Source organism: Bradyrhizobium sp. URHC0002 (assembly GCF_054059515.1).
The window spans coordinates 5,322,919-5,335,988 of record NZ_JBSSCF010000001.1 but is presented as its reverse complement, the minus strand read 5'-3'; the positions used below and the strand labels follow the sequence as shown (position 1 = coordinate 5,335,988).

The following is a 13,070-nucleotide window of genomic DNA, read 5'->3' as shown; positions in this document are numbered from 1 at the left end:
CCCACTTCGCTTGAAAACGCTACCCTATTGGACGACCAGCGCGGCTGCCTTCACGGCAGTCACGGCGGCATTGTAATTGTTGACGAGTTGCTGAACCGAGGCGGCCGACATGTCGAGCACTGGCTTCGGATAGACGCCGAACAGGATCGTCAGCGCGACCAGCGGGAACAGCGTCAGGCTCTCGCGCAACGTCAGATCCTTGATGCTCGCCAGCGACGGCTTGGTCAGCGCGCCGAACACGACTTTCCGATAAAGCCACAGCGCGTAGCCGGCCGACAGGATCACGCCGAGCGTTGCAAAGGTCGCGGTCGGGATCGAGACCTTGAAGGTGCCGAGCAGGGTCATGAACTCGCCGACGAAGCCGGACGTGCCGGGCAGTCCGACATTGGCCATGGTGAACACCATGAACACCAGCGCATAGAGCGGCATCCGGTTGACGAGGCCGCCATAGGCCGCGATCTCGCGGGTATGCATGCGGTCGTAGACGATGCCGACGCACAGGAACAGCGCGCCAGAGACGATGCCGTGCGACACCATCTGGAACACGCCGCCGGCCACGCCCTGCGTGGTGCCGGCGAAGATGCCCATGGTGACGAAACCCATATGCGCCACCGACGAATAGGCGATCAGCTTCTTGATGTCTTCCTGCATCAAGGCCACCAGCGAGGTGTAGACGATGGCGATCACCGACAGCGAGAAGATGATCCAGGCGAAATCATGCGACGCCAGCGGGAACATCGGCAGCGAGAAGCGCAGGAAGCCGTAGCCGCCCATCTTCAACAGGATCGCGGCCAGGATCACCGAGCCCGCCGTCGGCGCCTCGACGTGCGCATCGGGAAGCCAGGTGTGCACCGGCCACATCGGCATCTTCACCGCAAAGGAAGCAAAGAACGCCAGCCACGCCCAGGTCTGCAACGAACGCGGCACTGCGGTGTGCATCAGCGTCGGGATGTCGGTGGTGCCGGCATTCCAGTACAGCGCCATGATGGCGAGCAGCATCAAGACCGAGCCGAGCAGCGTGTAGAGAAAGAATTTGAACGATGCATAGACCCGGCGCGGGCCGCCCCAGACGCCGATGATCAGGAACATTGGGATCAAGCCGCCCTCGAAGAACAGATAGAACAGCATGAGGTCGAGCGCCGAAAACGTGCCGACCATCAGCGTTTCCAGCAGCAGGAACGCCATCATGTATTCGCGCACGCGCAGCGTGATCGATTTCCAGCTCGCGATGATGCAGAACGGCATCAAGGCGGTGGTCAGGATCACGAACGGCAGCGAAATGCCGTCGACACCCATGTGATAGGTGATGCCACTGGCGAGCCAGTTCGCCTTTTCGACGAACTGGAAATCCGCACTGGCAGCATCGAAGCGCCAGACCAGAATCAGCGACACCGCGAAGGTAACGAGCGTAGTCCACAGCGCGATCCAGCGCGCGTTGCGCCGCGCGGCCTCGTCCTCGCCGCGGATGAGATAGATCGCCAGCGCGCCGATGACCGGCAGGAAGGTGACGACCGAAAGGATGGGCCAGGTTGTCATTACTGGCCTCCCGAGCCGAACATGAACCAGGTGATCAGCCCGGCGACCCCGATCAGCATCGCAAAGGCATAGTGATAGAGGTAGCCGGTCTGGATCTTCACCACGTTGCGGGTGACATCGAGCACGCGCGCCGACACGCCATCCGGGCCGAAGCCGTCGATGACGACACCGTCGCCCTTCTTCCACAGGAAGCGGCCGAGCCGCTTCGCCGGACGGACGAAGAGGAAGTCATAGAGCTCGTCGAAATACCATTTGTTGAGCAGGAACTGGTAGAGCATCTGGTGCTGACCGGCGAGCTCGACCGGCAGATACGGCCGGCGGATGTAGAACAGCCACGACACCAGGAAGCCCAGCACCATCATCACGGTCGGCAGGAACGCAATCGCCTGCGGAATGTGGTGCATCTCGTCGATGATGTGCGGGTGCATTTTCAGCGACTCGCGGAAGAACTCTTCCACGCCATGGCCCGCGAATACTTCCTTGAACGGGAAGCCGGCCAGGATGGAGCCTGCGGCGAGGACGCCGATCGGGACCAGCATCCACATCGGCGCTTCATGGGCCGCCTCGTAATGGTGCTGGTCGTGCGGCTCGCCGTGGAACGTCTTGAAGATCAGGCGCCACGAATAGAACGAGGTCAGGGCCGCCGCGATCACCGTCATCGCGAAGCCGTAGTACGCGAATGGGTTGTGCGCGACGTAGGCGGATTCGATGATCGCGTCCTTGGAGAAATAACCGGCCGTGAGCGGGAAGCCGGTCAGCGCCAGGGTGCCGATCACCATCACGCTATAGGTGTAGGGGATCTTGTCCTTCAGCCCGCCCATGTTGCGGATGTCCTGCTCGTGGTGCATCGCGTAGATCACGGAACCTGAGCCCAGGAACAACAGCGCCTTGAAGAAGGCATGCGTGAACAGATGGAACATGCCGACCGAATAGGCCCCCGCTCCCATCGCCACGAACATGTAGCCGAGCTGCGAACAGGTCGAATAGGCGACGATGCGCTTGATGTCGTTCTGGACGAGGCCGACGGTTGCGGCAAAGAACGCCGTCGTGGCGCCAAAGAACATCACAACAGCCTGCGCGTTCGGCGCGAGCTCGAACAGCGGCGACAGCCGGGCCACCATGAACACGCCGGCCGTCACCATGGTCGCGGCGTGGATCAGTGCCGAAACCGGGGTCGGGCCTTCCATCGCGTCCGGCAACCAGGTGTGCAGCAGGAACTGGGCCGATTTGCCCATCGCGCCCATGAACAGCAACAGGCAGGTCAGCGTCAGCGCATCGGCGTGCCAGCCGAAGAAGTTGATGGTCTTGCCTGATAGCCCCGGCGCGCCGGCAAAGATCGTCTCGAAATCGGTGGTCTTGAGCAGCATGTAGATGGCGAAAATGCCGAGCGCGAAACCGAAATCGCCGACGCGGTTGACGATAAAGGCCTTGATCGCCGCCGCGTTCGCCGACGGCTTCTGATACCAGAAGCCGATCAGCAGGTAGCTGGCGAGACCGACGCCCTCCCAGCCGAAGAACAGCTGGACCAGATTGTCGGCGGTCACCAGCATCAGCATCGCGAAGGTGAACAGGCTGAGATAGCCGAAGAAGCGCGGCCGGTACGGATCCTCGTCCATGTAGCCGATGGAATAGAGGTGCACGAGCGAGGAGACGGTGTTGACCACGACCAGCATCACCGCGGTCAGCGTGTCGACCCGCAGCGCCCACGAGACCTGCAGATCGCCGGAATTGATCCAGGGAAACAGCGCGATCCTGACGACATCATGATGCAGGAAGCCGATGTCGACCAGCACCACCCAAGAAAGCGCCGCGGAAACGAACAGAAGTCCCGTGGTAATCAGCTCGGCCGCGCGCGAACCCTGCGCCGGCGGCTCCGAGACGTGGTGGTCGTCGTGGCCGTGATCGTCATGGCCATGGTCGTCATGGGCATCAGCGGCATGGGCGTGCGCGCCATGCCCGTCGTCGTGGTGCTCGACCGTATCGCCGGTCGGGTTGCGCGCATGCGCCCCGAAGATCGCGATCAGGCCGGCCAGAATGGCGCCCAGCAGCGGCAGAAAGACGATTGCCTGAACCATAGCTGCCCTTAGCCCTTCATCAGATTGACGTCTTCAACCGCGATCGAACCGCGGTTGCGGAAATACACCACCAGCACCGCCAGACCGATCGCCGCTTCCGCGGCGGCAACCGTCAGCACCAGCAGCGCAAACACCTGGCCGACGATGTCGCCGAGGAAGGTCGAGAACGCCACCAGGTTGACGTTGACGGCGAGCAGGATCAGCTCAATCGACATCAGGATGACGATGATGTTCTTGCGGTTCAGGAAGATGCCGAGGATCCCGAGCGTGAACAGGATGGCGCCGACCGCGAGATAGTGCCCCAGACCGATCGTCATTTCACCCACTCCGCCGCATCCGCGTCCTGCAGGCCCTGCCCGGACGCCACCTTGCGCACGGCCATCGCGAGCTCCGGCGTCCGCGCGTTCTGCACGTTGATGTCCTGCCGCTTGACCTTCGCCTTGTGACGCAACGTCAGGACGATGGCGCCGATCATGGCGACCAGCAACACCATGCCGGCGATCTGGAAGTAGTGGATGTACTTCGTATAGAGCACCAGCCCGAGTGCCTCGGTGTTGCTGACATTGGCCGGGATCGCCGCCGTGATCTGCTTGACGGTGCCGGGATTGATGACCCAGCCGCCGGCGACCAGCAGAAGTTCGACGAGGAAAATGCCGCCAATCACCAGACCGATCGGCAAATACTCCAGAAAACCCTCGCGCAGTTCGACGAAGTCGACGTCGAGCATCATGATCACGAACAGGAACAGCACGGCGACCGCGCCGACATAGACGACCACCAGAATCATCGCCAGGAATTCAGCGCCCATCAGGATGAACAGGCCGGAAGCGTTGACGAACGCCAGGATCAGGAACAGCACGGAGTGCACGGGATTGCGCGACACAATCACCATGACCGCCGACGCCACGCAGACGCCGGCAAAGAGATAGAAGAACAGCGCGGTTAGGATCATGCCCTCACCTCACCGGTACGGCGCGTCGAGTTCGATTGCTTTCGCAATCTCGCGCTCCCAGCGGTCGCCATTGGCGAGCAGTTTCGCCTTGTCATAGTAGAGTTCCTCGCGGGTCTCGGTCGCGAATTCGAAATTCGGTCCCTCGACGATGGCATCGACCGGGCAGGCTTCCTGGCACAGGCCGCAATAGATGCATTTCACCATGTCGATGTCGTAACGCACCGTGCGGCGGGTGCCGTCGTTGCGGCGCGGGCCGGCCTCGATCGTGATCGCCTGCGCCGGGCAGATCGCCTCGCACAGCTTGCAGGCGATGCAGCGCTCCTCGCCGTTCGGATAGCGGCGCAGCGCATGCTCGCCGCGGAAGCGCGGCGAGATCGGCCCCTTCTCGAAGGGATAGTTCAGCGTCGGCTTCGGCTTGAAGAAATAGCGCATGGCAAGGAAGAACGCCGATACGAATTCGCTCAGCAGAAGCGCCCGGGCGGTTGCGTTGACGTTGACACTCATGACGGCCTCACTTCGGCGCGATGCCGGCGAATTGCAGCACGCCGGCCACAATCACCACCATCGCCAGCGACAGCGGCAGAAACACCTTCCAGCCGAGTCGCATCAGTTGATCGTAGCGGTAGCGCGGCACGATCGCCTTCGCCATCGCGAACATGAAGAACATGAAGAACACCTTCAGCGTGAACCAGATCACCCCCGGTATCCAGGTGAAGGGCGGCAGCGCCACCGGCGGCAGCCAGCCGCCGAGGAACATGATCGTCGCCAGCGCGCACATCGTGGTGATCGCGACATATTCGCCGAGCATGAACAAGAGATACGGCGTCGAGCCGTATTCGGTCATGAAGCCCGCGACCAGCTCGGATTCGGCTTCCACCAGGTCGAACGGCGGCCGGTTGGTCTCGGCCAGCGCCGAGACATAGAACACCACGAACATCGGGAACAGCGGCCACACATACCAGTTCAGGATGGTGAGCTGCGGCAGGCCGATCAGGCTGGCAAACCCGCGGGTATTCTGCGCTTCCACCACGGCTGAGAGATTGAGCGAGCCGACGCACAGCAGGACGGTGATGATGACGAAGCCGATCGAGACCTCGTAGGACACCATCTGCGCGGCCGAGCGAAGCGCTGCCAGGAACGGATATTTCGAATTCGACGACCAGCCGGCCATGATGACGCCGTAGATCGACAGCGACGAGATCGCGAAGATGTAGAGCACGCCGACATTGATGTCGGAGATGACCCAGCCGAGATCCATCGGGATGACGGCCCAGGCCGCCAGCGCCAGCACGCACGAGACCAGCGGCGCCAGCAGGAACACGCCCTTGTTGGAGCCGGAGGGAATGACCGGTTCCTTCAGCACGAATTTGAGCAGATCCGCGAAGGATTGCAGCAGGCCCCAGGGGCCGACGACGTTGGGGCCGCGGCGGATCTGCACCGCCGCCCAGATCTTGCGATCGGCGAGCAGGATGTAGGCGATCGCGATCAGGAGCACGACGAGCAGCAACACGCTCTGCGCGACCATCACGATCAGCGGCCAGAGAAAGCCGGTCCAGAACGAGCTTGCGAAGAAATCAGCCATCAGGTCACGCTCACTCCGCTGCCGTCAGCATTTTCCCGGACGCCAGCCGGGAACATTCCGCCATCACCGCCGAGGCCCGTGCGATCGGGTTGGTCAGATAGAAATCCTCGACCGAACTCTTGAATGGCGACTTGTCGACCTTGCCGCCCTTCCCCGCCAGCGCCTTGACGTCGTCAGCCTTGCCGGGCTCGATCTGGTCGATCCGCATCAGATGCGGGACGGCCTTGAACAGCGCCTGGCGCAACGCCCCGAGGGAATCATACGGCAGCTTCTTGCCGAGCATATCCGACAACGCGCGGATGATCGCCCAATCCTCGCGCGCCTCGCCGGGCGGGAACGCCGCGCGGCTGGCGATCTGCACCCTGCCCTCGGTGTTGACGTAGAGGCCGGATTTTTCGGTATAGGCGGCGCCCGGCAGGATGACGTCGGCGCGGTGCGCGCCGCGGTCGCCATGGGTGCCGATATAAACCACGAACGTGCCGTCAGGCACCTTCACTTCGTCCGCGCCGAGCAGGAACAGCACGTCGAGCGTGCCGAAGGTCGTCATCTGCGCCAGGCTGAGGCCATTAGCACCCGCCGCAAAGCCGATATCGAGCGCGCCCGCGCGCGAAGCCGTATCCTGCAGCACGGCAAAACCGTTCCAGCCGTCCTTGAGCGCGCCGACACCTGCTGCGACCTTGGCCGCCAGCACCAGCGCCGCCGCGCCGTCATGCCGCGAAAGCGAGCCGGCGCCGACCAGCACGATCGGGTTCTTGGCGCCCTTCAGCACTTCCGTGAAGGAATGCTTGCCGCTGGCGAGTTCACTAAGCGTATCGGTGCCCGCGCCGAGATAGTCGTAATCATAGGTGAGATCGGCCTTGGCGCCGATTACGCCGACCTTGAGCTGGCCGGTGCGCCAACGCTTGCGGATGCGCGCGTTGAAGACGGCGGCTTCCTTGCGCGGGTTCGAGCCGATGATCAGCAGCGCGTCGGCCTGCTCGATCCCGGCAATGGTCGGATTGAAGATATAGGACGCGCGGCCGGCTTTGGTATCGAAGGCGTCACCGCCCTGCACCGCGAGATTGGAAGAGCCGCACTTTGCCAAGAGCTCCTTCAGCGCGAACATTTCTTCGACCGCCGCAAGATCGCCGGCGATTGCGCCGATACGCTTGCCGTCGATCCGGCCAGTCTTGGCGGCGATGGCTGCAAAGGCTTCCTGCCATGAAGCGGCGCGAAGCTTGCCGTTCTCTCGGATATAGGGCCGGTCGAGCCGCTGCGTGCGGAGGCCGTCGACGACGTGGCGGGTCTTGTCGGAAATCCATTCCTCGTTCACGGCCTCGTTGATGCGCGGCAGGATCCGCATCACCTCGCGGCCGCGGGTATCGACGCGGATCGCCGAGCCAATGCCGTCCATGACGTCGACCGACTGCGTCTTGCCGAGTTCCCACGGACGGGCGGCGAACGCGTAGGGCTTCGAGGTCAACGCGCCCACGGGGCAGATATCGACGAGATTGCCCTGCAGTTCGGAAGTCAGCGCCTGCTCCAGATAGGTCGTGATCTCCATGTCCTCGCCACGGCCGGTCGCGCCCATTTCCGGGGCGCCGGCGACTTCGGCGGAGAAGCGGACGCACCGCGTGCACTGGATGCAGCGGTTCATCGAGGTCTTGACCAGCGCGCCCAGATACTTGTCCTCGACGGCGCGCTTGTTCTCGGCAAAGCGCGAGGTATCGACGCCATAGCCCATCGCCTGGTCCTGCAGATCGCACTCGCCGCCCTGGTCGCAGATCGGGCAATCCAGCGGGTGGTTGATCAGCAAAAATTCCATCACGCCTTCGCGCGCCTTCTTGACCATCGGCGAACGCGTGGAAATTTCCGGCGGCTCGCCCTTGGGACCGGGCCGGCAATCGCGTACGGCCCAGGCGCAGCTTGCGACCGGCTTCGGGCCGCCCTTCACCTCGACCAGGCACATCCGGCAATTGCCGGCGATCGACAGCCGCTCGTGGTAGCAGAAGCGCGGAATTTCGGCGCCCGCCGCCTCGCACGCCTGCAGCAGCGTGTATTCCGCGGGAACATCGATCTCTTTGCCATCGACGATGAGTTTGGTCATTGCGCTCTCAAGTCTTTCCGAGCTTGCAGTCGGGTGGTGTAACGCTGGCGGTCTTCATGGCGGTCTTGACCCATTGCTGGGTCTCGACGCCATAGGTGGCGAGATAGGCCGGCTGGGCCACGTTCTTCTCGCACAGGAACGGCAGATGCGGCTTCAGGTCGTAATCGCAGGAGGCCTGCCATTCGCGCTTGTCGGCGAAGGCGCCGATCGTCTCCTCGCAGGCGTAGAGGAAGTAAGAGACGAAGCTCTCATACTGCACCCGCTCCTCGCGGCTGCCGGCCTTGATCGTATCGTAGTCGGGCTGCGAGAATTTCGGGTTCTGGAACGCCAGTTCAGTATAGCCCAGAAACGCCTGCCGCGCGCTCGAACCGCGGTTGTTGGTGCGGATCTCGTTGATCTGGAGCAGGATCGCAACAAAGCCGAGCAGCGCCACGGTCGCCTGCGCCATTTGCGCCAGCGTCCCGTATTTCTGCCACCAGAAAACCGGTTGCGACATTGGTCCCTACTCCGCCGCGACCATGTTCACGGGATCGCGCACGCCGATATCGTCGATATCCGCCTTGTGCGAATACTGGGCGATGCGCTCCTCGATCTCGTGCCGGAAATGCGCGATCAGGCCCTGGATCGGCCATGCCGCGGCGTCGCCGAGCGCGCAGATGGTGTGGCCTTCGACCTGCTTGGTCACTTCCAGCAGCATGTCGATCTCGCGCTTGTGGGCGCGACCATCGGCCATGCGCGAGAGCACCCGCCACATCCACCCCGTGCCTTCGCGGCACGGCGTGCACTGGCCGCAGCTCTCATGCTTGTAGAAATAGGAGATGCGCGCGATCGCCCGGATCAGGTCGGTCGACTTGTCCATCACGATCACGGCGGCGGTGCCGAGGCCGGAGCGCAATTTGCCGAGGCTGTCGAAATCCATCGGCGTATCGATGATCTGCTCGGCCGGCACCATGCGCACCGACGATCCACCAGGGATCACGGCTTTCAGATTGTCCCAGCCGCCGCGAATGCCACCGCAATGGCGCTCGATCAACTCGCGGAACGGAATCCCCATCGCCTCTTCGACGTTGCAGGGCCGCTCGACGTGACCGGAAACGCAAAACAGCTTGGTGCCGACATTGTTCGGCCGCCCGATCGCGGCGAACCACGCCGCGCCGCGCCGCAGGATGTCGGGCGCCACCGCGATGGACTCGACGTTGTTGACGGTGGTGGGGCAGCCATACAAGCCGACATTGGCCGGGAATGGCGGCTTCAGCCGCGGCTGGCCCTTCTTGCCTTCGAGGCTTTCCAGCAGCGCGGTTTCCTCGCCGCAGATATAGGCGCCGGCGCCATGCGCGACATAGATGTCGAACGGCCAGCCGTTGATATTGTCCTTGCCGACCAGCTTGGCGTCATAGGCCTGATCGATCGCGGCCTGCAGATGCTCCCGCTCGCGGATGAATTCGCCGCGCACATAGATGTAGCAGGCATGCGCGTTCATCGCGAAGCTCGCGAGCAGGCAGCCCTCGACCAGGAGATGCGGATCGTGCCGCATGATCTCGCGGTCCTTGCAGGTGCCGGGCTCGGACTCGTCGGCATTGACCACGAGATAGCTCGGCCGCCCGTCGGTGGATTCCTTGGGCATGAACGACCATTTCAGACCGGTCGGAAAGCCCGCCCCGCCGCGACCGCGCAGGCCGGAAGCCTTCATCTCGTTGATGATCCAGTCGCGGCCCTTGTCGATGATCGCCTTGGTGCCGTCCCACGCGCCACGGCGACGTGCGCCCTCCAGCCCCCAATCGTGGAGGCCGTAGAGGTTCTTGAAGATGCGATCCTTGTCGTCGAGCATGACTTGAGCTTCCTAGCGGATCAACGATTGGATTGCGCGTAAGCGAGACCCGCGGCGCATCCGCCGAAGGTCAACGCCCACAACAGGCTGGATTCGAGCGTTGCGTTCAGCCCGTAACGCTGCAGCAGAAAAATGAACGCCGCAGCCGCGAAGGCGTGCATGCCGACATAGCGCCAGTTCTTCATCGCGCTGACCCTTCCCTGCCCGATCACGGGCAATGTGCCGTTACGCGTCATGTGGTTTCCTTCAGCGTCGTCGGCCCGCCCACCGGCGCCGAGAACTGACGGTCGATCTGCGGTCCCGGCTTCGGCGGATTGCCGGACGCAAAGCCGTCCAGCACCTTGCCGAAGTTTTCCTTGGTCAGGTCCTCGTAGGTGTCCTTCCAGATCAGGACCATCGGCGCGTTCACGCAGGCGCCGAGGCACTCGACCTCTTCCCAGCTGAAATTGCCGTCCTTCGACAGATGGAAGGGATCGTGATGGATGCGGCTCTGGCACACCTTGATGATGTCCTCGGCCCCGCGCAGGCGGCACGGCGTGGTGCCGCAAACCTGCACGTGGGCCTTCTTGCCGACCGGCTGAAGCTGAAACATCGTGTAGAAGGTCGCCACTTCCAGCACGCGGATGTAGGGCATTTCGAGGAGGTCGGCGACGGCGCGGATCGCGGCTTCCGACACCCATCCTTCATGCTGTTCCTGCACGCGCCACAGGATCGCGATCACCGCGGACGCCTGGCGACCCGGCGGATACTTTTCGATCTGCGCCTTGGCCCAGGCGAGATTCTCTTCCGAGAACGTGAAGCTCGCGGGCTGCAATTCCTTCGGTGCGAGGCGGCGGACGGACATCGTTCAGTCTCTCATTGCACGCTGCGCCCGGCTTTCGCATTGAGCGCATCGATCCGGGCGAGCCAGAATGCGCTTGCGGTGCCGAACACGTTGTAGCCGACATGGGTTGAAACCTTGATCCGGTCCAGAATCGAAAGGTCGGTCACGGTTTCAAGGCGATTGCTGCGCGGGTCGTAGACGATCAGCTTCAGCGGGGTCTGCTCGAGGATATAGCGCGACACGGTGTGCTGGGGATCGTTGCCGTGCTCTTCGCACAGCAACACGCTGTCACCCTGCATCAGCCGCACGCCGCCCTTCATCGCCTCGATCTCGACGCCTTCGACGTCGAGCTTGATCAGATATTTGCCGCCGGGCGCGACCTTGCCGTCGTCGAGCAGATTGTCGAGCGCGATGACCGGCACTTCCTCGCCGGCCGACTGGTCGCCGGCGATGGAAAACGCCTCATGCTTGGTGCCGGACAGCCGCGCGGTGCCGCGCATTGCACCGATCGCGCATTTCATCGTCTCGAAACGATTGCCGTTGATCCTGGCGTTATTGGCAAGCTTCGCAAAATTCTGTCCCGACGGCTCGATCGCGATCGCCCTGTGCGAGCCGAACGGCTTGCTCGACACCAGGACCGACCAGTAGCCGTAATTGGCGCCGCAATCGAGCAGCGTGTAGTCGACGTCGGCGGAGTCCTGAAACAGCAGTTCGAGTTCGTTCTCGTACCGGAAGGTGCGATTGAGCAGCTTGCTCCAGTAACCGTCGCCGTAGGGAAACTCGTAAGTAGCGTCGGGATTGAGTTTGATCTGGATGCCGCGCTCCGGCAGCGTCGTGCGCAACAGATTGGCGCACATATTGTAGCCGCGGTGCGAAAAATTCGACGCCACCTTCGACCCCATCACCAGCGCAACTGCAGCCAAACGCTCCCACGCGCTCGCGCCTACGAGCGCGCCCGAAGCCCGGTCAAACTGGATGGGCGCCTGCGCCATCACCGATCGACCTCTCCGAACACGATGTCGAGCGAGCCGAGAATGGCCGAGACGTCGGCCAGCAGATGGCCCTTGCAGATGAAATCCATCGCCTGCAGATGGGCAAAGCCCGGCGCGCGGATCTTGCACTTGTAGGGTTTGTTGGTGCCGTCGGCGACGAGATAAACGCCGAACTCGCCCTTCGGCGCCTCAACCGCGGCGTAGACTTCGCCGGCCGGCACGTGCACACCCTCGGTGTAGAGCTTGAAGTGATGGATCAACGCTTCCATCGAGCGCTTCATCTCGCCGCGGCGGGGCGGCGCGATCTTGTTGTCCTCGACGACGACAGGCCCTTGTCCGTCGGGCGCGCGCAGCTTCGCGATACACTGCTTCATGATGCGCACGGACTGGCGCATTTCTTCCATGCGGATGCAGTAGCGGTCGTAGCAGTCGCCGTTCTTGCCGATCGGAATGTCGAAATCCATCTCGGCGTAGCATTCATAAGGCTGCGACTTGCGCAGGTCCCAGGCTCCGCCCGAGCCGCGCACCATCACGCCGGAGAAGCCCCACGCCCAGGCCTGCTGCAGCGTCACCACGCCGATGTCGACGTTGCGCTGCTTGAAGATGCGGTTGCCGGTCAGCAGCGTTTCGAGGTCGGCGACGACCTGCAGGAACGGGTCGCACCACGCCTCGATATCGTCGATCAGTTTTGGCGGCAGGTCCTGGTGCACGCCGCCGAGGCGGAAATAGGCCGCGTGCATGCGCGAGCCGGAGGCGCGCTCATAAAACACCATCAGCTTTTCGCGCTCTTCAAAACCCCACAGCGGCGGGGTCAAGGCGCCAACGTCCATCGCCTGCGTGGTGACGTTGAGCAGATGCGACAGGATGCGGCCGATCTCGCAATAGAGCACACGGATCAACTGGCCGCGGCGCGGCACCGTGATGCCGAGCAGCTTTTCCGCGGCGAGACAGAACGCGTGCTCCTGATTCATCGGCGCGACGTAATCGAGCCGGTCGAAATACGGGATCGCCTGCAGGTAGGTCTTCTGCTCGATCAGCTTTTCGGTGCCGCGATGAAGCAGACCGATATGCGGATCGACGCGCTCGACGACTTCTCCATCGAGCTCGAGCACGAGACGCAACACGCCGTGGGCCGCGGGATGCTGCGGCCCGAAGTTGATCGTAAAATTGCGGAGGTGTTCCGGTTGTTCATTCAT

General features: G+C 63.0%; 13 protein-coding genes. All 13 read right to left on the bottom strand.

Features of this window, described 5'->3' with window-relative positions:
- Positions 1–24: 24 nt before the first annotated feature.
- From ACVWVY_RS26015 to ACVWVY_RS25955, 13 genes are read right to left on the bottom strand one after another with little or no spacing between them, the layout of a single operon-like run.
- Entirely contained in the window at positions 25–1,536 is a 1,512-nt protein-coding gene (locus ACVWVY_RS26015; RefSeq protein WP_456629037.1) for an NADH-quinone oxidoreductase subunit M, read from the bottom strand.
- Positions 1,536–3,611 (bottom strand): NADH-quinone oxidoreductase subunit L, encoded by a 2,076-nt coding sequence (gene nuoL / locus ACVWVY_RS26010; protein WP_456629036.1) that lies wholly within the window; start codon positions 3,609–3,611, stop codon positions 1,536–1,538. The genes ACVWVY_RS26015 and nuoL overlap by 1 nt, the downstream gene beginning before the upstream one ends.
- Before the next feature lie 8 nt (positions 3,612–3,619).
- Positions 3,620–3,928 (bottom strand): NADH-quinone oxidoreductase subunit NuoK, encoded by a 309-nt coding sequence (gene nuoK, locus ACVWVY_RS26005; RefSeq protein ID WP_214491662.1) that lies wholly within the window; start codon positions 3,926–3,928, stop codon positions 3,620–3,622.
- The gene (locus ACVWVY_RS26000; protein WP_456629035.1) at positions 3,925–4,563 is read right to left on the bottom strand and encodes an NADH-quinone oxidoreductase subunit J; all 639 of its coding nucleotides are present in this window, start codon (positions 4,561–4,563) and stop codon (positions 3,925–3,927) included. The genes nuoK and ACVWVY_RS26000 overlap by 4 nt, the downstream gene beginning before the upstream one ends.
- 9 nt (positions 4,564–4,572) lie before the next feature.
- Complete coding sequence (gene nuoI, locus ACVWVY_RS25995; RefSeq protein ID WP_057840541.1) at positions 4,573–5,067, bottom strand: NADH-quinone oxidoreductase subunit NuoI; 495 nt, start codon at positions 5,065–5,067, stop codon at positions 4,573–4,575.
- Positions 5,068–5,074: 7 nt separating this feature from the next.
- Entirely contained in the window at positions 5,075–6,145 is a 1,071-nt protein-coding gene (nuoH, locus tag ACVWVY_RS25990) for an NADH-quinone oxidoreductase subunit NuoH (protein WP_456629034.1), read from the bottom strand.
- Between the two features lie 10 nt (positions 6,146–6,155).
- Positions 6,156–8,231 carry an NADH-quinone oxidoreductase subunit NuoG gene (gene nuoG, locus ACVWVY_RS25985; RefSeq protein WP_456629033.1) on the bottom strand — a complete coding sequence of 692 codons (2,076 nt, stop codon included), beginning with the start codon at positions 8,229–8,231 and terminating at the stop codon, positions 6,156–6,158.
- Positions 8,232–8,238: 7 nt separating this feature from the next.
- Positions 8,239–8,727: a hypothetical protein gene (locus ACVWVY_RS25980; protein ID WP_456629032.1), complete on the bottom strand. Its 489-nt coding sequence runs from the start codon at positions 8,725–8,727 to the stop codon at positions 8,239–8,241.
- A 6-nt stretch (positions 8,728–8,733) separates the two neighbouring features.
- Positions 8,734–10,059 (bottom strand): NADH-quinone oxidoreductase subunit NuoF, encoded by a 1,326-nt coding sequence (gene nuoF, locus ACVWVY_RS25975; RefSeq protein ID WP_456629031.1) that lies wholly within the window; start codon positions 10,057–10,059, stop codon positions 8,734–8,736.
- A gap of 20 nt (positions 10,060–10,079) precedes the next feature.
- A complete protein-coding gene (locus ACVWVY_RS25970; RefSeq protein ID WP_456629030.1) occupies positions 10,080–10,295 on the bottom strand; it encodes a hypothetical protein in 216 nt (71 codons plus the stop codon).
- The gene (nuoE, locus tag ACVWVY_RS25965) at positions 10,292–10,903 is read right to left on the bottom strand and encodes an NADH-quinone oxidoreductase subunit NuoE (RefSeq protein ID WP_108516285.1); all 612 of its coding nucleotides are present in this window, start codon (positions 10,901–10,903) and stop codon (positions 10,292–10,294) included. The genes ACVWVY_RS25970 and nuoE overlap by 4 nt, the downstream gene beginning before the upstream one ends.
- A gap of 11 nt (positions 10,904–10,914) precedes the next feature.
- Entirely contained in the window at positions 10,915–11,874 is a 960-nt protein-coding gene (locus tag ACVWVY_RS25960) for an FkbM family methyltransferase (protein ID WP_456629029.1), read from the bottom strand.
- On the bottom strand, positions 11,874–13,070 hold the full coding sequence (locus ACVWVY_RS25955; protein WP_456629028.1) for an NADH-quinone oxidoreductase subunit D: 1,197 nt from the start codon (positions 13,068–13,070) through the stop codon (positions 11,874–11,876). The genes ACVWVY_RS25960 and ACVWVY_RS25955 overlap by 1 nt, the downstream gene beginning before the upstream one ends.

Coding starts and splice junctions, on each gene's coding strand:
- ACVWVY_RS25970 (WP_456629030.1), bottom strand. CDS start 10,295: ATGACGCGTAACGGCACATTGCCCGTGATCGGGCAGGGAAGGGTCAGC.
- nuoH (WP_456629034.1), bottom strand. CDS start 6,145: ATGGCTGATTTCTTCGCAAGCTCGTTCTGGACCGGCTTTCTCTGGCCG.
- ACVWVY_RS25955 (WP_456629028.1), bottom strand. CDS start 13,070: ATGAATGAACAACCGGAACACCTCCGCAATTTTACGATCAACTTCGGG.
- nuoL (WP_456629036.1), bottom strand. CDS start 3,611: ATGGTTCAGGCAATCGTCTTTCTGCCGCTGCTGGGCGCCATTCTGGCC.
- ACVWVY_RS25960 (WP_456629029.1), bottom strand. CDS start 11,874: ATGGCGCAGGCGCCCATCCAGTTTGACCGGGCTTCGGGCGCGCTCGTA.
- nuoI (WP_057840541.1), bottom strand. CDS start 5,067: ATGAGTGTCAACGTCAACGCAACCGCCCGGGCGCTTCTGCTGAGCGAA.
- ACVWVY_RS25980 (WP_456629032.1), bottom strand. CDS start 8,727: ATGTCGCAACCGGTTTTCTGGTGGCAGAAATACGGGACGCTGGCGCAA.
- nuoK (WP_214491662.1), bottom strand. CDS start 3,928: ATGACGATCGGTCTGGGGCACTATCTCGCGGTCGGCGCCATCCTGTTC.
- ACVWVY_RS26000 (WP_456629035.1), bottom strand. CDS start 4,563: ATGATCCTAACCGCGCTGTTCTTCTATCTCTTTGCCGGCGTCTGCGTG.
- nuoE (WP_108516285.1), bottom strand. CDS start 10,903: ATGTCCGTCCGCCGCCTCGCACCGAAGGAATTGCAGCCCGCGAGCTTC.
- nuoG (WP_456629033.1), bottom strand. CDS start 8,231: ATGACCAAACTCATCGTCGATGGCAAAGAGATCGATGTTCCCGCGGAA.
- ACVWVY_RS26015 (WP_456629037.1), bottom strand. CDS start 1,536: ATGACAACCTGGCCCATCCTTTCGGTCGTCACCTTCCTGCCGGTCATC.
- nuoF (WP_456629031.1), bottom strand. CDS start 10,059: ATGCTCGACGACAAGGATCGCATCTTCAAGAACCTCTACGGCCTCCAC.